The sequence below is a fragment of the Serinibacter arcticus genome (assembly GCF_004786095.1).
Taxonomy (GTDB): Bacteria; Actinomycetota; Actinomycetes; order Actinomycetales; family Beutenbergiaceae; genus Litorihabitans; species Litorihabitans arcticus.
In genome coordinates, this window is sequence record NZ_RHPJ01000001.1 from 264,720 (window position 1) to 281,956 (window position 17,237).

Below are 17,237 nucleotides of genomic sequence, written 5' to 3' on the forward strand. Positions count from 1 at the left end.
CGGAGGGCTCTTCGCGCCACGCCCGCACCCGATGGACGGCCCCGCCCCTCCCCGGTGAGCGGGGGTAGCGTTGGCCCGGCGCCGCGCTCGGTCGACGGCGCAGCACACCACACACGAGGAGTAGCAGCCATGGCCAAGCTCGAGGTGGGCGACGTCGCCCCCGACTTCACCCTTCCGGCCGCGGGCGGCGGGACCGTGACGCTCACCGAGCTGCGCTCGGGCGCCGAGAACGGCGTCATCATCTACTTCTACCCGGCCGCCGGCACCCCCGGCTGCACCACCCAGGCGTGCGACTTCCGTGACTCCCTCGCCTCGCTCCAGGGCGCCGGCTACACGGTGGTGGGCATCTCTCCCGACACCGTGGAGAAGCTCGACGCGTTCGCCGAGCGCGAGGGCCTGTCCTACCCGCTCGCGGGCGACCCCGACCGGGCCGTCCTCGAGGCGTACGGCGCCTACGGCGAGAAGACGATGTACGGCAAGACGGTCACGGGAGTCATCCGCTCCACGTTCGTCGTGGCCCCCGACGGCACGCTCACGCTCGCGCAGTACAACGTGCGCGCGACCGGCCACGTGGCCAAGCTGCGCCGGGACCTCGCCGTCGCCTGAGCCGTTCCGGTCCCCCGCTGGGTAGGCTGGGGACCCGCTGGCGCGAGTGGCGGAATTGGCAGACGCGCAGGATTTAGGTTCCTGTGTCTTCGGGCGTGCGGGTTCAAGTCCCGCCTCGCGCACCACCCCTGACCGAGGAGACCGCGTGACCTCCCCCCGCAGCTCACGACCGTCCACCCGGGGCGGCACGGCCCGCTGGACGATCGTCTCCGCCGTCGCCGCCCCCGTCGCGATGATCGGCGGCTGGCTGCTGGCCGAGTCGCTGCAGCCGTCCTTCGATCCCGTGACCGAGACGATCAGCGCGCTCGCCGTCGCCACGCGCACCGCGCCGCAGGTCCTCGGCGTCGCCCTCGTCGCCACCGGGGTCGCGCACGTCGTGACGGCGATCGGCCTGCGCCCGCTGCGGCCGGCGGCCCGCATGTTCCTCGCGCTCGGCGGCGTGGCAACGGCCGCCGTCGGGCTGCTCCCGGTCGACCTGCACCCGCAGCCGCACGGCATCGCCGCCGGCATCGGGTTCGGCGCCCTGGCGCTGTGGCCCGCGCTGACCGCCCGACGAGCCGAGAACGGGGGCGAGGGTATCGAGCGGCCGCTGCCCGCCGTCGGGGCGACCGTGGTGCTGACCGCGCTCGTGGTGGTCTTCGCGGTGTTCCTGTCCTCGGGCTCAGGGCCGATCGGGCTCACCGAGCGTCTCGCGTGCGGCGCACAGTCCCTCTGGCCGCTCGTGACGCTGCTGGCGCTCCGGCGTCGGGGCCGCTGACGCCTTACTGATCCTTGCCGCGGGGCTGCGCGCGGGCGCAGGCTGGGAGCGACCCGACCAGCGGAGGTGAGTGCCGTGGCACGACGACGTGATCCCGGCCCCAGCGTGAAGGACCCCGAGCTCTACGAGGCCCTGCGCGAGGACGGCAACAGCAAGGAGAAGTCCGCGCGCATCGCGAACGCGGCGGCGGAGCGCGGACGCGGCGCCGTCGGGCGCAAGGGCGGCGAGTCCGGCAGCTACGAGGACTGGACCGTGGCCGATCTGCGCAAGCGCGCGGCCGAGCTCGAGATCCCCGGGAGGTCGTCGATGAACAAGGCCGACCTGGTCGAGGCGCTGCGCGACCACTGACCGCGCTCCGCACGTGCGACGCCCTCGCCGAGAGCGACCTGAGCGTCGACGGAGCGACCTCGCACGCGTCGCCCCCACGACGCACGCGTCGCTCTCGGCGGTAGAGCCGACCACCGAGCGGGTGGCGCGTGTCTCAGGGTGCTGCTCCAGCCTCGAACCTGAGGTAGGAATGAGGGGTGAGTGACGTGCGCGCCGACGACCAGGGCCCCTGGCTCTCCCCCGACGACCTCGACCTCGTGCGCCGTAAGGTGCCGATGGTCTACATCGACGTCGTGCCCGTGCGGCTCGACGCCGACGGCTCGCTCCTGCGGGTCGGCACGCTGCTGCGCAGCCCTCGCGAGGGCGGCCTCGCGCGGGCGGTGATCTCCGGGCGCGTGCTGCTGCACGAGACCATCCGCACCGCGATCACCCGGCACGTGGAGAAGGACCTCGGCCGCATGGCGCTGCCGCGCGTGCCCGCGTCGCCGCAGCCGTTCACGGTCAACGAGTACTTCCCCAGCGCCGTCGCGCACGCGTTCCACGACCCGCGTCAGCACGCCGTGTCGCTGGCCTACGTCGTCCCGATCGACGGCGACGCCACCCCGCAGCGCGACGCCATCCAGCTCGCCTGGCTCACGCCGCAGGAGGCCACCGACCCGGCGGTCCGCGGCGAGTGCGTCTCCGGCCACGCGGCGCTGCTCGCGGGCGCCGTCGCGCACCTGGGCGGGCTGGTCTGACCCAGGTCACCGGGCCATCCCCGACTCAGGTGGGGTTGCCCACGTAGAGATCGACGTGCCGGCAGCGCTGGCACGCCATCGCGACCACCTCGAACCGCTGCCTGCCCATCCGGCGCGCACCGCCGAACATGCCGCGCTCCAGCGCGCCCGGGATCCAGCGCGCGAAACCCGGCGACCCCTCGCCGGAGTCCTCGATGAACCCCGCCTCCAGGGACTCGGCGCCGCACGCGGTGCACGTGGACGGTGCCGGCGCGCGGCCCGCCGGACCCTGGTCGGGCGGGGGCGGCGGCATCTCGGGCGGCGTTCCGTACAGGCTCATGCGCACTGTTCTACCCCACCGCGCAGCGGCGGTGGGACCCCGGCTCAGCCGAGGTCGATCGTCGGCCAGTCGGCGTAGTCCTCGCGCATGAGGCGGTCGTGCGTCGCCACGACGACGGCGCACGCCACCCAGCGCAGCCAGCCCGTCATCGAGTCCACCAGGTCGACGGCGAGGTGGTTGGTCGGCTCGTCCAGCAGCAGCACGTGCGGCGCCGTCATGAGCACGAGGGCGAGGTCCAGCCGCCGTCGCTGACCCACCGAGAGGTCGACGACGGGACGGTCGAGGTCCTCCTCGCTCAGCAGCCCGGTGGCCGCGATCGGCACGAGCTCGTCCGCGTCGACCCCGCCGCGGGCCAGCTCGGCCAGCACGACCCGCGTGGCGACGTCGAACCCCGTCTCGCGACCGACGATCTCCAGGCGGCTCTCCTGCCACAGCACGCCGACTCGAACGTCGGGCGCCGTGCCCGCCTGCGCCAGCAGGCCGAGCAGCGTGGACTTCCCGCGGCCGTTCGGCCCCACCAGCAGGAGCCGGTCCTCGCGCTCGAGCGAGATCATCAGGTCGGGGCGCTCGAGCCGGCCGGGCACGTGCGCCCCGGGCAGCAGGAGCAGCGGCGCGTTGCCGTGGCCGTCGGGCTCGCCGCCCAGGTGCGGCCAGGCGACCTCGGGCGGCGGGGGCGGCACCGACACGGCGCGCGCCTCGAGCCGCGTGAGCTGGCGGTCGGCTGCCGTGACGTGCTGCTTGGCGCGCGTGCCGCGCCGGTTCTTGTTCGAGCCCTTGGGCGGCCGCCACTCGTCCGAGAGCCCCTCGTAGGAGGAGTCGCGGCTGTAGAACAGCTCCTCGAGCCGCTTCTGCTCGGTGCGGAACCGCGTGCGCCAGCGCGCGAGCGCGGCGTCCTTCGACGCGCGGTAGTCGGCGTAGTGCAGCGCGCCGTAGCGCGCGGGCGGACCGTTCATGGTCGAGTCGAGGTCGAGGATCTCGGACACGACGTCGTCGAGCAGCTGCCGGTCGTGCGTCACCAGGACCACCGCGCCCGGCCACTCCTCCAGGCGCGCCGTGAGGTGCTCGATCGCGGCGAGGTCGAGGTGGTTGGTCGGCTCGTCCAGCAGCAGCACGTCGGAGCGCTCCGCGAGCGCGCACGCCAGGTGCACCCGGTAGCGCTCCCCCACGCTCATCTCGGTCAACGGCCGGCCGAGGTCGCGCGGCGCCCCGAACCGGGTCAGCGCCTCGTCGAGCTCGCGGTCGGCGTCCCACGCGCGCGCGTTCTCGTAGGCGGCGACGGCGTCGGCCACCTCCGCCATCGCGCCCGCCCGCGTCCGGCCGCCGGGGTCGACCTCCCCGGCGTCGATCGCGGCCGCACGTGCGGCCGCCTCCTCCATCCGGGTCTGCGCGGCACGCGAGCGCTGCATGCTCGCGGCGAGCAGGTCGCCGAGCGTCTCGTGCGGGACGGCCTGCAGCTCCTGCGCCACCATGGTCAATGTGCCGCGACGGCGGACCGTCCCGGTCGCGGGTTCGAGCCGGCCCGCGAGGATCTGCAGCAGCGTGGACTTCCCGCTGCCGTTCTCCCCGACCAGGCCGATGCGGTTGCGGCCGCTGACGGTCAGCGAGACGTCGGCCAGCACCGGTCGCCCGGGGTAGGCGAAGGTGACCTTGCGCGCGGCGATCAGGCCCGGCGTCGTGCTCATGCGTGCTCCTGCAGCTGGTTCAGGTGGAAGGTCGGCTCCGGGAACCACTGCTCGACCTCGGCGGGCACGGCCATCACCTCCGCGGTGAACGGCTCGCTCACGACTGCTGCAGCGCGGCCACGACCTCGGGGGCGAGGGCGCGGAACGCCTGGCCTCGGTGACTGATCGCGTTCTTCTCGGCCGGCGTGAGCTCGGCGCACGAGCGCGTCCCGCCGTCGGGCACGAGGATCGGGTCGTAGCCGAAGCCGCCGGCGCCGGCGCGCTCGCGCAGGAGCGTGCCGGGCAGCCGGCCCTCGTGGACCACCTCGTGGCCGTCGGGCGTGACGAGCGCGGCCGCGCACACGAACGCGGCACGGCGGTGCTCGTCCGGCACGTCGCCGAGCTGCGCGAGCAGCAGGTCGAGGTTGGCGTCGTCGTCGCCGTGGCGCCCGGCCCATCGCGCCGAGAAGATCCCCGGGGCGCCCCCGAGCACGTCGACGGCGAGGCCCGAGTCGTCCGCGACCGCCACCAGGCCGGTGGCGGCGGCGAGCGCACGGGCCTTGAGCAGCGCGTTCTCGGCGAACGTGACGCCGTCCTCGACGACGTCGGGCACGTGGGGGTAGGCGTCGGCGCCGACGACGGCGGCCGGGTCGAGCCCGGGCAGCGCGCCGTCGGGACCCGTGAGGATGGCGCGGAGCTCACCCACCTTGTGCGCGTTGCGGGTGGCGAGAACGAGCAGGGGCGCGGCGGGGTGGGTGCCGCCGTCGGGCGACGTCACGCGCGGAACCCGGCGACCGGTCCGGCGAGCGCCTCGACCTGGAGGCGGGTGAGCTCGGTGGTGCCGGCGAGCGCGAGGTCGAGCAGGCTGTCGAGCTCGGCGCGGTGGAAGGGCGCACCCTCGGCCGTGCCCTGGACCTCGACGAACGAGCCCGAGCCGGTGACGACGACGTTCATGTCGGTCTCCGCGCGGACGTCCTCGACGTAGGGCAGGTCGAGCAGCGGCACACCGTCGACGATGCCGACGCTGACCGCGGCGACCGAGTCGCGCAGGACGGTGCCCGGCTTGACGTGACCCTTCTTCTGACCCCACGCGACGGCGTCGGCGAGCGCCACGTAGGCACCCGTGATCGCGGCGGTCCGCGTGCCGCCGTCGGCCTGCAGCACGTCGCAGTCGAGCACGATCGTGTTCTCCCCGAGCGCGGAGTAGTCGATGACCGCGCGCAGGCTGCGGCCGATGAGACGCGAGATCTCGTGCGTGCGGCCGCCGATCTTGCCGCGCACGGACTCGCGGTCGCTGCGGCTGTTGGTGGCCCTCGGGAGCATCGCGTACTCGGCGGTCACCCAGCCCTCACCGCTGCCCTTGCGCCAGCGCGGCACACCCGCCGTGAACGACGCCGCGCACAGCACGCGCGTGCCGCCGAACTCCACGAGCACGCTGCCCTCGGCGGAGTCGAGCCAGCCGCGCGTGAGGCGGACGGGGCGGAGCTGGTCGGGCGTGCGGCCGTCGGCGCGGTTCTGGATCGTCATGCCCCCAGGTTACGGGGGCGCGGCCGCGCAGCCCGAACGCCGAGAGCGACCCGTCCGCCGCGGGAACGACGCACGGCGCATCGCTCTCACGGCGGACGGGTCGCTCTCGCGGGGCGGGCGGCCCTGGGGTCCGACCCTGGGGTCAGCCGGTGTTCTGCAGGCCGGCGGCCACGCCGTTGACGCTCAGCAGGAGCAGCTGGCGCAGCTCCGGCACCTCCGCCTCGGACGCCCCGGCCCGCAGGCGCTTGAGCGCACGGAGCTGGATCAGCGACAGCGCGTCGACGTAGGGCGAGCGCAGCTGCACGGCGCGGCCGAGCACGCGCGAGCTCTCCAGCGGGCGCGTGTGCTGCGTGGTGCGCAGCACCCACTCGCGCGTCAGGCGCATCTCCTCCAGCACGAGCTCGGCGAGGTCGTCGCGGTCGCCGAGCGCGAGGTAGCGACGGGCGATGCGCTCGTCGGCCTTGGACAGCGACATCTCCACGTTGTCGAGCATCGTGCGCAGCAGCGGCCACTCGCGGTAGGCGGCGTGCAGCGTCTCGACGTCACCGACGGCGGCGAGCGCCGACCCGAGACCGAACCAGCCGGTGAGGTTGATGCGCGCCTGGGTCCAGGAGAAGACCCACGGGATCGCCCGCAGGTCCTCGAGCGAGTTCACCGACAGGCCGCGCTTGGCCGGACGCGAGCCGAGCGCGAGCAGCCCGACCTCCTCCAGCGGCGTCACCGAGGCGAACCACTGCGGGAAGCCGTCGGCGCGCACGAGGTCGTAGAACCGCTCGCGCGAGACGCGGTCCATGGTCTCCGCGACCTGCGCGAAGCGCTCCGCCGCCCCGGCGTTGCGCTGCTCGTTGGAGGGCGCGGACGACATCAGGGTGGCGGCACCGACCTGGTCGATGTGCCGGGTCGCGATCGCCTTGTCGCCGTAGCGGGCGAAGATGACCTCGCCCTGCTCGGTGAGCTTGAACCGGCCGTCCACCGAGTGCGGCGGCTGCGCGAGCACGGCGCGGTTGGCGGGGCCGCCGCCGCGGCCGAGCGCACCGCCGCGGCCGTGGAAGAGCGTCAGCTCGAGGTCGTTGACCCTGGCCCACTCGGCGATCCGCGCCTGCGCGTCGTACAGCGCGAGCGTGGCCGAGACCGGCCCGACGTCCTTGGAGGAGTCGGAGTAGCCGAGCATGACCTCGATCTTGCGACCGGTCGCCGCGAGCCGAGCCTGAACGGCCGGCTGCTCGAGCGCGGCGGTGAGGATGTCGACGCTGTTGTGCAGGTCCTCGAACGTCTCGAACAGCGGCACGGCGTCGATGACCGGGGGCTTGGAGCCACCGGCCGCGAGCTCGGCGAGCCGGTAGACGGCCGCGATGTCCGCCGCCTCCTGCGTGAAGGAGACGATGTAGCGGCGCGACGCCTTCGGCCCGAAGCGGCGCTGGATGCGTCCGAGGATCCGGTAGGTCTCGAGCACCTCGCGCGAACGGTCGGACAGCGCGCCGTCGATGCCGAGCCGGTCGATCTCCTCGAGCGTCTCGCGGTGCACCTGCGAGTGCTGACGCACCTCGAGCTCGGCGAGGTGGAACCCGAAGGTCTCCACCTGCCAGATCAGGTCCTGCAGCTCGCCGTAGGCGCTGCGGACGTCGCCCGCCGAGGCGAGCGAGGTCTGGACCGTGCGCAGGTCGGCGAGGAACTCCTCGGGGTCGGGGTAGGCCAGATCGGCGTTGCGCTCGCGCGTGGCGCGGACCCTGGCCGCCATGACGAGCAGCACCTGACGGTGCGGCTCCCCCGGCGAGCGCTCCTCGACCGTGCCGGTGAGGTCCTCCGACAGGTCGCGGTGACGCTCGCGCAGGTCGAGCAGCTCGCGCGACGGCGGGGTCGTGGACGCGTCCAGCGTCAGCTCCCGCCCGATCCGCAGCGTGTGCTTCTCCAGGCCCAGGAGCACGTGCTCGGCGGCGATGATGGCGGCCTCGCGCGTGATCTTCGCGGTCACGTTGGGGTTGCCGTCGCGGTCGCCGCCGATCCAGCTGCCCAGGCGCACGAACGCTGGCGCCTTCGGCGGGACGGTGCCGGTCGTCTCGGGCTGCAGCGCGGCGTCGAGCGCGCGGTAGATGAGCGGGATCTGCTCGAACAGCGTGGTGTCGAAGACCGACATCGCGGTGCGGACCTCGTCCAGCGGGGAGGGCTTCTCCGTCCGCACCGGCGCGGTGCGCCACATGACGTCGATCGCGGCCAGCAGCGCGCGCCGGATCTCGGCGCGCTCGGCGTCGTTGGCGCGCGGGTCGTCCAGCAGCACCAGGTTCTCGGAGATGCGACGGATCGCGGCCGACACGGCGCGACGGCGGGCCTCGGTCGGGTGCGCCGTCAGGACCGGGCGGAACTCGAGCCGCGCCAGGCGGGCGAGCGTCTCCGCCTCACCGACCTCGCCACGCAGCTGGGAGATCGCGCCGGGGATCGTGTCGACGGCGGGGAGCATCGCCCCGGGGGCGGAGGAGTCGCGGCCGCGCAGCGTGCGCACCCGGTGGTACTCCTCGGCCAGGTTGACGAGGTGGAAGTAGCACGTGAACGCCCGCGCCACCTCGGCCGCCCGCTCCGGCGAGAACGACTCCACGAGCTCCTCGGCCTTGGCCAGGGAGTCCTCGTCGCTCTGGTACGCCTCGATCGTCAGGGCGCGCAGCGCCTCGACGTCGGCGAGCAGGTCGGCCCCGCCGCTCTCGGTCAGCACCGTTCCCAGCAGCTCGCCGAGCAGCCGCACGTCGGCCCTCAGCTCGTCCGGCATCGCCGGCACGGCGCTGCTTCGACTGTCCTGTGTCATCGACACACCTTTCTCACGTCTCGGCAAAGGCTAACCCGCCGAGGTCGGCGAACCGGGCGGGTGCCCACGCACCGGTCATGGGGCGGACATGCTTCGCACCGACCCGGCGTCAAGAAACGGTCGAGACCTCGTAAACCGCCGCCGGGGCGGCCATCGTGATGGGCCCGGCGTACACCGCCGCGGCGTCGCGCCGGATGCGCTCGGGGTCGGCCCACGGCTGGAGGTGGGTCAGCACGAGTCGCCGCACGTCGGCGGCCACGGCCAGCTCACCGGCCCGGCGCCCCGTGAGGTGGATGCCGCGCACCTCGTCGACGCCGTCGGTGAACGCCGCCTCCGACAGCAGCAGGTCGGCGCCGGCCGCGGCCGCCTCGACGCCGGCGCACGCGTCGGTGTCTCCCGTGTAGGTCAGCACGGCGCCGTCCGGCCCCGTGATCCGGAACGCGAACGCCGTCACCGGGTGGCGCACCTCGTGCGCGGTGACGACGAGCGGCCCGATCGTGAGCGTCTCGCCGTCGCGCACGGTGCGCACGTCGAACGTCTCGGCGATCTCCTGCGCCGTCATGATCGAGAGCTCAGCAAGGCGCTGCCCGGTCCCCTCGGGCCCGACGACGACCACGCGTGGCCCGGGGCTGCCCGGCCCGTAGCGCAGCCAGACCGCGAGCGCCGTGACGTCGGCGCAGTGGTCGGGGTGCAGGTGGCTCAGCAGCACGGCGTCGAGCCGGTTCGGGGCGGTCAGCGTCTGCAGCGGACCGAACGCGCCGGAGCCGAGGTCCAGCAGCACGTTCCACGGGCGGGCGGCTCCGGCGTCGGTGTCGCCGTCGGCGGCGACGCCGTCGGCCTGCACGAGGTAGCTGGACGCGGCCGACGCCGGTCCGGGCATCGACCCGGAGCAGCCCACCACCGTGAGCCTCATCGGACCCCCCGCACGGGCGCGAGGCCCGCGGCGATCTCGTCGGTGATGCGAGGCAGCTCGCCCGTCACCTCGACGGCGTCGTGCACGTCGGGGACCTCGGGGCCCAGGAACCGGCGGGCCAGCGTGCGGAACGCGCGGGTGTCGCCCGTGGCGAGGAACGTGTGGCGGGGCGGCGGCGCGTCGTCCTCGCGCAGCAGGTCGGCCGAGACCAGCGTGCGGTAGAGGTCCTTGGCGGTCTCCTCGGCCGAGGAGACGAGCGTGACGCCGTCGCCCATCACGTAGCTGACCACACCGGTGAGCAGCGGGTAGTGCGTGCAGCCGAGCACGAGCGCGTCGACCTGCGCCTCGCGCAGAGGTGCGAGGTAGGTGCGGGCGGCGTCGAGCACCGCCGACCCGGACGTGATGCCGCGCTCGACGAACTCCACGAACGCGGGGCACGCCTGCGTGAACAGCTCCAGGTGCGGTGCCGCGGCGAACGCGTCCTCGTAGGACCGCGAGGAGATCGTGGCCTCGGTCCCGATGACGCCGACGCGGCCCGTCCGGGTCGCGGCGACGGCGCGGCGCACGGCCGGGTGGATGACCTCCAGGACAGGGATGCCGGCAGGCTCGTAGCGCTCGCGAGCATCGCGCAGGACGGCGGAGGACGCGGAGTTGCAGGCGATGACGAGCGCCTTCACGCCCGAGGCCACGAGGTCGTCGAGCATCTGCAGCGAGTACTCGCGCACCTGGGCGATCGGCCGCGGACCGTAGGGCGTGCGTGCCGTGTCACCGAGGTAGCGCACGGCCTCGTGCGGCAGCTGGTCCAGGACGGCCCGAGCGACCGTCAGCCCGCCGACTCCGGAGTCGAAGATGCCGATGGGGAGGTCGCGCTGCATGCGTCCCAGGGTAGGCGGAGGCAGGGACATCGGCCGGTCGTCGTGAGGGAGGTCACCCGGACCCGGCGACCGCCCGGAACACCCCGGACGCCCGTGAGGCCACTGACGTCAGTCGGTGGTGCCCGCCGTCGGGAGCTCCTGCAGCATGGCCTCCACGAGGGACTCCTGGAGCCAGGACAGCGCGAGGTAGAGCGAGGCGAGCGCGCGGGAGACCTCGTCCTCGGACGACGCGGCCACCTGCGTCAGGCGCTCGGCCGCGTCGGCGTCCTCGACGCCGAGGCGCTGCGCCAGCACGAGCCGCACGTCGGTCAGCGCACCCGCCCACACCATCGCGCGGTCGTCGGGCACGCGGATCTCGTCCTCGCGCGTCTGCAGGTCCCACCACACGCGCTGCAGCCGCTCGCCCTTGGCGGACCGGATCGAGTCCTCGGTCAGGCGGCGGACCTCGCCCGCGACGCCGTCGTCCTCGCTCGCGCTCGGGAGCAGCCGCGCGAGCGCCGGGTCGAGCGGGGCGTGCGAGGACGCCTCGTCCGGCTCGTCCCAGCTGATCACGGGGAGGCCGTCGTCGGCCGGCGGGGCACCGGCGCCCTCGGTCGAGGCTGAGGCGTCCGGCCCGTCCTCCCCCAGGCTCCCGACGCCGTGGCCGAGGAGCTCGGCGACGTCGCCGACCACCGAGGCGACGATGGCGCGCTCGGTGGCGTCCATCCGGGTGGCGTAGCCGGACCGGGTACGGCGGAAGGCGTGCATCAGGCGGGGTCCTCCTCGAGCGTGGCCCACAGGCCGTAGGTGTGCATGGCCTCGACGTCGGCCTCCATGCGTTCGCGGCCCCCGGACGAGACGATCGCGCGGCCGTCGCGGTGGACCTGGAGCATGAGCACCTCGGCCTTGTCGCGGTCGTAGCCGAAGTGGGTCCGGAAGACGTAGGTGACGTAGGACATCAGGTTGACCGGGTCGTCCCACACGATCGTGCGCCACCCGCGCACCGGCTTGCCCACCGCGACCGGCGCGGGCTGCTCGCGGGTCTCGGGCAGCGCGGGGGCGGACATGTCTCCAGGGTAGGGCCCGGCTCGCCGCCTGCGACCGCCCGACCCGGGGCGTAGCATCGCCCGGGCGCCGACGGACCTCCCGGCGGGTCGGCACGGAAGGATCACGCGTGAAGCGTCAGGTGCCATCACTGGAGATGCTGCGGCAGACGCTGCGGCTCAAGCCCCTGCAGAGCCCGGTGCGAGCGCGTCTGGAGAAGGCGCAGACGATCGCCGACCTGCGCGCCGTCGCCAAGCGACGCACCCCGAAGGGCCCCTTCGACTACACCGACGGCGCCGCCGAGGACGAGGTCGGCCTGGCACGCGCCCGGCAGGCGTTCCAGGACATCGAGCTGCACCCCAGCGTGCTGCGCGACGTCACGACCATCTCCACGGGCTGGGACGTCCTGGGAGCCCCCTCGGCCTACCCGCTGGCCGTGGCCCCGACCGGGTTCACCCGCCTGATGCACGCCGAGGGCGAGCTCGCCGGGGGGCCGTCGGCCGCCGCGCACGGCATCCCGTTCACCCTCTCCACCCTCGGCACCACCTCGATCGAGGACGTGCGCGCCGCCGTACCGCACGGCCGGCTGTGGATGCAGCTGTACATGATGAAGGAGCGCGACCGCTCCCTCGAGCTGGTCGCCCGCGCCAAGGCGGCGGGCTACGACACGCTGCACATCACCGTGGACACCCCCGTCGCGGGCGCGCGGCACCGCGACAAGCGCAACGGCATGCAGTTCCCGCCCCAGCTCACCCCCGCCACGTTCCTGGACGCGGCGCCCAAGGTCGGCTGGTGGTGGAACTTCCTCACGACCGAGCCCCTGACCTTCGCGGCCATCTCCTCCTGGCAGGGCACGGTCGGGGAGCTGCTGGACGCCATGTTCGACCCGGGCATCGACGACGCCGCCCTGGCCGAGGTCCGCCAGGCGTGGGGAGGCACGATCGTCGTCAAGGGCGTGCAGTCCCTGGAGGACGCCAAGCGGCTGGCCGGGCTCGGCGTCGACGCGATCACGCTGTCCAACCACGGGGGCCGTCAGCTCGACCGCGCCCCCGTACCGTTCCTGCTGCTTCCCGAGGTCGTGCGCGAGGTCGGGTCCGACCTCGAGATCCACCTCGACACCGGGATCATGTCCGGCACCGACATCGTCGCCGCCGTCGCCCTCGGCGCCCGCTCCACGATGGTGGGCCGCGCCTACCTCTACGGGCTGATGGCGGGCGGCCGGGCCGGCGTCGACCGGGCGCTCGACATCCTCACCTCCGAGATCGCGCGCACGATGCGCCTGCTCGGCGTCGCGAGCCTGGAGGAGCTCGGCCCGCGGCACGTCACACAGCTCGAACGGCTCGTGCCCCGACGCTGAGACAGGGCCGCGCGAGCAACTAGTCTCGCGCCATGACCACCCGCGCGAGCACCGCACTGCTCACCGACCGCTACGAGCTCACGATGATCGAGGCCGCGCTGGCCGACGGCACCGCCGATCGGCCCTGCGTGTTCGAGGTCTTCGCCCGACGGCTGCCGGACGGGCGGCGCTACGGCGTCGTGGCCGGTACCGGGCGCCTGCTGGAGGCGATCGCCGACTTCCGGTTCGGCCGGGAGGAGCTCGACTGGCTCCGTGAGAACGGGATCGTCGGCGAGCAGACGCTCGCCTACCTCGAGGACTACCGTTTCCGCGGCAGCATCACGGGCTACGCCGAGGGCGAGCTGTACTTCCCCGGCTCCCCCCTCCTGGTGGTCGAGGCGTCCTTCGCCGACGGCGTGATCCTCGAGACCCTCGCGCTGTCGATCCTCAACTACGACTCCGCCGTCGCGGCGGCCGCCTCGCGCATGACCGCGGCCGCGGGCGACCGCCCGTGCCTGGAGATGGGTTCGCGCCGCGCGCAGGAGCACGCGGCCGTCGCGGCGGCCCGCGCGACCGCCGTCGCCGGCTTCTCCGGCACCTCCAACCTCGAGGCGGGTCGCCGGTACGGGCTGCGCACGATCGGCACCGCGGCGCACGCGTTCACGCTGCTGCACGACGACGAGCGCTCGGCCTTCGTCTCCCAGGTCGCCTCCGCGGGGGCCGGGACGACGCTCCTGGTGGACACCTACGACGTCGAGCAGGGTGTCATCACCGCGGTCGACGCCGCCGGGACGGCCCTCGGCGCCGTCCGGCTCGACTCCGGAGACCTCACGACGGTCGCGCGCGAGGTGCGCGAGCAGCTCGACGACCTCGGGGCGACCGGGACGCGCATCGTGGTCTCCTCCGACCTGGACGAGTACGCGATCGCGGCGCTCGCCGTCGCCCCCGTCGACTCCTACGGCGTCGGCACGTCGGTGGTCACCGGATCGGGTGCACCGACGTGCGGCATGGTCTACAAGCTGGTGCTGCGTGAGGGCAGCGACGGCGAGATGCACGCCGTCGCGAAGGCCTCGGCGGGCGGGAAGTCCAGCGTCGGCGGCCGCAAGGTCGCCGGTCGACGGATCGAGAACGGGCTGGCGACCGAGGAGGTCGTGCTCCTGTCCCCCGACGCCGATCTGCCCGCGCTCGACCAGGTCGCCGAGGTCGCCGAGCTGCGACCGCTGCACGTGCCGCTCGTGGTCGACGGGGTCGTGGACGAGCGGTTCGTCGGCCCCGAGGGCGTGCGACGCGCGACCGAGCGGCACGCGGCGTCGATCCGCGAGCTGCCGCGGGCGGCGCTGCGGCTGTCCGCCGGGGAGCCGGCGATCCCGACGGAGGTCGTCGCGGTCTAGGCCACGGCGGGCTCCGGTAAGGCATGGCTTACCTTGCGTCTACACTCGTGCCCGGAGCCACCGCACCGGTGGCCGGGAGTCTCGACGGGTGGTGTCGGCGGTGGCGGAGAGCTGTGAGTGCGGTGGCGGGCCGGTGCCCGCCTGCGGGCGTCGAGGAGTCAGCGACCTGCGGCTGCTCGAGGATCTCGCCCCCGACACGCTGGCCGACCTCACGGTCGACCTGCCGGCGCTCGTGGACCACCTGCAGCTGCTCGACGGCGTCACCGCCGTCACGAGCGGTCACGGTGCGGCCCTCGCCTCGACCGGTCGCTACGGTGCGCTGACCACCGTCGGTGGCCCGATCGCCCAGCCGGCCATCGCGCTGCGGCACGCACCGGGCGTCGTCGCGACGGCGCTGCGCGTCGCCCCTGGCCCGTCCATCCACCTGACGCAGCCGGCGGCCGCCAGCGTGGACCTGTTCGACGCGACCGGTCGCCGCGTGCACCAGGCCAGGCTCGCCGCCCCCCAGGACGCGCGGCTGCTGGACTCGGTCGAGCCGCCGTCGGAGGACGGCCTCGACGGCGGGGTCGACGGCCGGCTCGACGGTGCGACCACCCTCCCCCCGGCACCCGTGCCCGCGCGCCCCGGCGTCGACGACCAGATCGACCTCGTGGACTCGCACCTGACCGACGCCGGCGGGGCGCGGCTGCGCACGCTCACGGGTCACGACGGCGAGGACGCCCGCCCCGTCGGCCACTGGCTGCTGCCCGACGTGCTCGCGGGGGTCGCCGAGCTCGGGCTGCGTCCCACGTTCACCGTGACCTCGGGGCTGCAGCAGAGCCACACGGGGCGGGTCGAGGCGATCGGCCACGCGGGACGCACGCTGCGGCTGCGGTCGGAGGGGGCGGTGCTCGCCGTCTCGCAGGCCTCGGTCCACCGCATGTGGGTGACGCGGGCGCAGGGGCCGCACGGTCCGACGTCGGCCCTGGAGATGTTCGACGCCGACGGCCGCGCCCTCGTCCTGATCACCCTGACCGGCCACCACCCGCCCGCCGCGCTCCGCGCGTGGGAGGAGCTGCTGGCGCTCCAGCAGTAGCCGGCGGCCGACGACGGGTCAGGTCCGGCCGACGAACCAGTTCCGGACCTGGGCGATCCGGCTCGTGAGCTGCTCCGCGTTGGCGAGCGGGACCTCGGGCCCGCCCGAGTGCTGGCGCAGCCGGGAGTGGACGACGCCGTGCGGCGTGCTCGACCGCCGCGCCCACGCCGAGACGAGCTGGTTCAGCTCCTTGCGCAGCCGCGTCAGCTCGCGGTGGTCCACCACGTCGCTCCCCGCCCAGCCGGGCTCCCCGGGAACGGCAGCGGCGGCCCGCCCGTGCCCCGCCCGCAGGTGCACCGCCTGCCGGTCGCGCAGCGCGGAGGCCATCTCGTCGGTCTCCATCAGCCCGGGGATCGCGAGGAAGTCGGACTCGACCTCGCCGCCGATGTCGCCGCCGGTCCCGAACTGGCCGCCGTCGAACAGCACGTGGTCGAACGAGGCCTGGGCCTCCAGGGCCTGGAACCCCGGCCCGTCGAGGTCGTCGGAGGCCTTCTCCTCGCGGTTGGCCTCGGCCAGCGCGGCGTCGTCGAGCATCTCGCCCTCGGGGCCGTCCTTGGAGGGCCGGTCCAGCGCGTGGTCGCGCTCCAGCTCGAGCTCACCCGCGAGGTTCAGCAGCACCGGCACGCTCGGCAGGAAGATCGACGCGGTCTCGCCGCGCCGCCTGGCCCGCACGAACCGGCCGACGGCCTGGGCGAAGAACAGGGGCGTCGCGGTCGCCGTCGCGTAGACCCCGACCGCGAGCCGCGGCACGTCCACACCCTCCGACACCATGCGCACCGCGACCATCCACCGCTGGCGCCCGGCCCCGAACTCCTCGATGCGGCCGGAGGCACCGGCGTCGTCGGACAGGACGACGACGGCGGGCTCCCCCGTGATCGCCCGCAGCTGCGCGGCGTAGGCGCGCGCCACGGTCTGGTCGGTCGCGATGACGAGCCCACCGGCGTCCGGCACGGTGCGCCGCACCTGCGTGAGCCTCGTGTCGGCGGCCTTGAGGACGGCGGGGATCCACTCGCCGTCGGGCGCCAGCGCCGTGCGCCACGCCTGGCCGATCATGTCCTTCGTCAGCGGCTCGCCGAGGCGCGCGCTGACCTCGTCACCGGCGCTGGTGCGCCACCGCATCTGCCCCGAGTAGGCCAGGAACATCACGGGCCGCACGACGCCGTCGCGCAGCGCGTCGCCGTAGCCGTAGGTGTAGTCGGCGCTGGAGCGCCGCACGCCGTCGGCGTCCGGCTCGTAGGCGATGAAGGGGATGGGGGCCGTGTCGGAGCGGAACGGCGTCCCGGTGAGCGAGAGCCGGCGCTCCGCGTGCTCGAAGGCGTGCCGCACGCCGTCGCCCCACGTCAGGGCGTCACCGGCGTGGTGCACCTCGTCGAGGATGACGAGCGTGGGCGCCGACCGCGTGCGGGACCGGTGCAGATCGGGGTTCGCGCCGACCTGGGCGTACGTCAGCGCGACGCCGTTGAAGTGCGAGCCGTGCCGCTGCTGCGCGTTGCGGAACGTCGGGTCGATCGCGATGCCGACGCGGGCGGCGGCGTCGGCCCACTGCGTCTTGAGGTGCTCGGTGGGGGCGACGACGGCGATGCGCGTCACGATCCGGCGCGCGAGCAGCTCGGTGGCCACGCGCAGCGCGAACGTCGTCTTGCCGGCCCCCGGTGTCGCGACCGCGAGGAAGTCCTTCGGGTTGCGCTCGCCGTACGTCTCGAGCGCCGCCGCCTGCCACGCTCGCAGGTTGCCGGCCGTGCCCCATGCGGCACGTGCGGGGAAGGCGGGTGAGAGGTGTTCCGCCGCCGACGGCGAGGGTTGCGTCGGGAGCGATGCGGGAGGGGCGGAGGAGACCGACTCCGCGCGCCACGAGTCGAACAGGTCGGGCTCGTCGTCCTGCCCGGGCTGCTGACC

17 protein-coding genes and 1 tRNA gene are annotated in these 17,237 nt (G+C 74.3%); 8 read left to right on the forward strand and 10 right to left on the reverse strand.

The window, feature by feature from the left end; all coding sequences use genetic code 11:
* Positions 1 to 129 precede the first annotated feature (129 nt).
* From SERN_RS01230 to SERN_RS01250, 5 genes are all read left to right on the forward strand, one after another.
* Entirely contained in the window at positions 130 to 606 is a 477-nt protein-coding gene (locus SERN_RS01230; protein ID WP_135848318.1) for a peroxiredoxin, read from the forward strand.
* 40 nt (positions 607 to 646) lie between these two features.
* Positions 647 to 731, forward strand: a tRNA-Leu gene (locus tag SERN_RS01235).
* A 20-nt stretch (positions 732 to 751) separates the two neighbouring features.
* Positions 752 to 1,363 (forward strand): DUF998 domain-containing protein, encoded by a 612-nt coding sequence (locus SERN_RS01240; protein ID WP_135848319.1) that lies wholly within the window; start codon positions 752 to 754, stop codon positions 1,361 to 1,363.
* Positions 1,364 to 1,438: 75 nt separating this feature from the next.
* Entirely contained in the window at positions 1,439 to 1,711 is a 273-nt protein-coding gene (locus tag SERN_RS01245; protein WP_135848320.1) for a DUF7218 family protein, read from the forward strand.
* A gap of 176 nt (positions 1,712 to 1,887) precedes the next feature.
* Positions 1,888 to 2,427 (forward strand): DUF4916 domain-containing protein, encoded by a 540-nt coding sequence (locus tag SERN_RS01250; protein WP_135848321.1) that lies wholly within the window; start codon positions 1,888 to 1,890, stop codon positions 2,425 to 2,427.
* Between the two features lie 25 nt (positions 2,428 to 2,452).
* Here the strand turns inward: SERN_RS01250 and SERN_RS15640 are convergent, their stop codons facing one another.
* The 9 genes from SERN_RS15640 to clpS all read right to left on the reverse strand — a co-directional run bounded on the left by SERN_RS15640 (position 2,453) and on the right by clpS (position 11,562).
* Complete coding sequence (locus SERN_RS15640) at positions 2,453 to 2,746, reverse strand: hypothetical protein (RefSeq protein WP_233251383.1); 294 nt, start codon at positions 2,744 to 2,746, stop codon at positions 2,453 to 2,455.
* Between the two features lie 44 nt (positions 2,747 to 2,790).
* A complete protein-coding gene (locus SERN_RS01260; protein WP_135848322.1) occupies positions 2,791 to 4,428 on the reverse strand; it encodes an ABC-F family ATP-binding cassette domain-containing protein in 1,638 nt (545 codons plus the stop codon).
* 97 nt (positions 4,429 to 4,525) lie between these two features.
* Positions 4,526 to 5,185, reverse strand: a complete 660-nt coding sequence (rdgB, locus tag SERN_RS01265; protein WP_199241469.1) for an RdgB/HAM1 family non-canonical purine NTP pyrophosphatase — start codon at positions 5,183 to 5,185, stop codon at positions 4,526 to 4,528.
* On the reverse strand, positions 5,182 to 5,934 hold the full coding sequence (gene rph / locus SERN_RS01270; RefSeq protein WP_135848323.1) for a ribonuclease PH: 753 nt from the start codon (positions 5,932 to 5,934) through the stop codon (positions 5,182 to 5,184). Before rph ends, rdgB begins: the two co-directional genes overlap by 4 nt.
* Before the next feature lie 142 nt (positions 5,935 to 6,076).
* Positions 6,077 to 8,728 (reverse strand): phosphoenolpyruvate carboxylase, encoded by a 2,652-nt coding sequence (locus tag SERN_RS01275; protein ID WP_233251384.1) that lies wholly within the window; start codon positions 8,726 to 8,728, stop codon positions 6,077 to 6,079.
* Positions 8,729 to 8,837: 109 nt separating this feature from the next.
* Positions 8,838 to 9,641 carry an MBL fold metallo-hydrolase gene (locus SERN_RS01280; protein ID WP_135848324.1) on the reverse strand — a complete coding sequence of 268 codons (804 nt, stop codon included), beginning with the start codon at positions 9,639 to 9,641 and terminating at the stop codon, positions 8,838 to 8,840.
* Positions 9,638 to 10,516, reverse strand: a complete 879-nt coding sequence (gene murI, locus SERN_RS01285; RefSeq protein ID WP_135848325.1) for a glutamate racemase — start codon at positions 10,514 to 10,516, stop codon at positions 9,638 to 9,640. Before murI ends, SERN_RS01280 begins: the two co-directional genes overlap by 4 nt.
* A gap of 108 nt (positions 10,517 to 10,624) precedes the next feature.
* Positions 10,625 to 11,263: a DUF2017 domain-containing protein gene (locus tag SERN_RS01290; RefSeq protein WP_135848326.1), complete on the reverse strand. Its 639-nt coding sequence runs from the start codon at positions 11,261 to 11,263 to the stop codon at positions 10,625 to 10,627.
* Positions 11,263 to 11,562 (reverse strand): ATP-dependent Clp protease adapter ClpS, encoded by a 300-nt coding sequence (clpS, locus tag SERN_RS01295; RefSeq protein WP_135848327.1) that lies wholly within the window; start codon positions 11,560 to 11,562, stop codon positions 11,263 to 11,265. Before clpS ends, SERN_RS01290 begins: the two co-directional genes overlap by 1 nt.
* 134 nt (positions 11,563 to 11,696) lie before the next feature.
* Between clpS and SERN_RS01300 the strand changes: the two genes are divergently transcribed.
* The 3 genes from SERN_RS01300 (at position 11,697) to SERN_RS01310 (ending at position 15,341) form a co-directional block, all read left to right on the forward strand.
* Positions 11,697 to 12,896 (forward strand): alpha-hydroxy acid oxidase, encoded by a 1,200-nt coding sequence (locus SERN_RS01300; RefSeq protein WP_135848949.1) that lies wholly within the window; start codon positions 11,697 to 11,699, stop codon positions 12,894 to 12,896.
* 32 nt (positions 12,897 to 12,928) lie between these two features.
* Positions 12,929 to 14,266, forward strand: coding sequence for a nicotinate phosphoribosyltransferase (locus SERN_RS01305; protein WP_135848328.1), 1,338 nt, complete (start codon positions 12,929 to 12,931; stop codon positions 14,264 to 14,266).
* Between the two features lie 133 nt (positions 14,267 to 14,399).
* Positions 14,400 to 15,341, forward strand: a complete 942-nt coding sequence (locus tag SERN_RS01310) for a ChuX/HutX family heme-like substrate-binding protein (protein ID WP_158292534.1) — start codon at positions 14,400 to 14,402, stop codon at positions 15,339 to 15,341.
* 18 nt (positions 15,342 to 15,359) lie between these two features.
* Here the strand turns inward: SERN_RS01310 and SERN_RS01315 are convergent, their stop codons facing one another.
* The gene (locus SERN_RS01315) at positions 15,360 to 17,204 is read right to left on the reverse strand and encodes a DEAD/DEAH box helicase (RefSeq protein ID WP_135848950.1); all 1,845 of its coding nucleotides are present in this window, start codon (positions 17,202 to 17,204) and stop codon (positions 15,360 to 15,362) included.
* Positions 17,205 to 17,237: the final 33 nt, after the last annotated feature.

Excerpts from the sequence above, each read along its gene's own strand:
- SERN_RS01230 (WP_135848318.1), top strand. The coding sequence starts at position 130 with ATGGCCAAGCTCGAGGTGGGCGACGTCGCCCCCGACTTCACCCTTCCG.
- SERN_RS15640 (WP_233251383.1), bottom strand. The coding sequence starts at position 2,746 with ATGAGCCTGTACGGAACGCCGCCCGAGATGCCGCCGCCCCCGCCCGAC.
- SERN_RS01260 (WP_135848322.1), bottom strand. The coding sequence starts at position 4,428 with ATGAGCACGACGCCGGGCCTGATCGCCGCGCGCAAGGTCACCTTCGCC.
- rph (WP_135848323.1), bottom strand. The coding sequence starts at position 5,934 with ATGACGATCCAGAACCGCGCCGACGGCCGCACGCCCGACCAGCTCCGC.
- SERN_RS01275 (WP_233251384.1), bottom strand. The coding sequence starts at position 8,728 with ATGACACAGGACAGTCGAAGCAGCGCCGTGCCGGCGATGCCGGACGAG.
- SERN_RS01280 (WP_135848324.1), bottom strand. The coding sequence starts at position 9,641 with ATGAGGCTCACGGTGGTGGGCTGCTCCGGGTCGATGCCCGGACCGGCG.
- murI (WP_135848325.1), bottom strand. The coding sequence starts at position 10,516 with ATGCAGCGCGACCTCCCCATCGGCATCTTCGACTCCGGAGTCGGCGGG.
- SERN_RS01290 (WP_135848326.1), bottom strand. The coding sequence starts at position 11,263 with ATGCACGCCTTCCGCCGTACCCGGTCCGGCTACGCCACCCGGATGGAC.
- clpS (WP_135848327.1), bottom strand. The coding sequence starts at position 11,562 with ATGTCCGCCCCCGCGCTGCCCGAGACCCGCGAGCAGCCCGCGCCGGTC.
- SERN_RS01300 (WP_135848949.1), top strand. The coding sequence starts at position 11,697 with ATGCTGCGGCAGACGCTGCGGCTCAAGCCCCTGCAGAGCCCGGTGCGA.
- SERN_RS01305 (WP_135848328.1), top strand. The coding sequence starts at position 12,929 with ATGACCACCCGCGCGAGCACCGCACTGCTCACCGACCGCTACGAGCTC.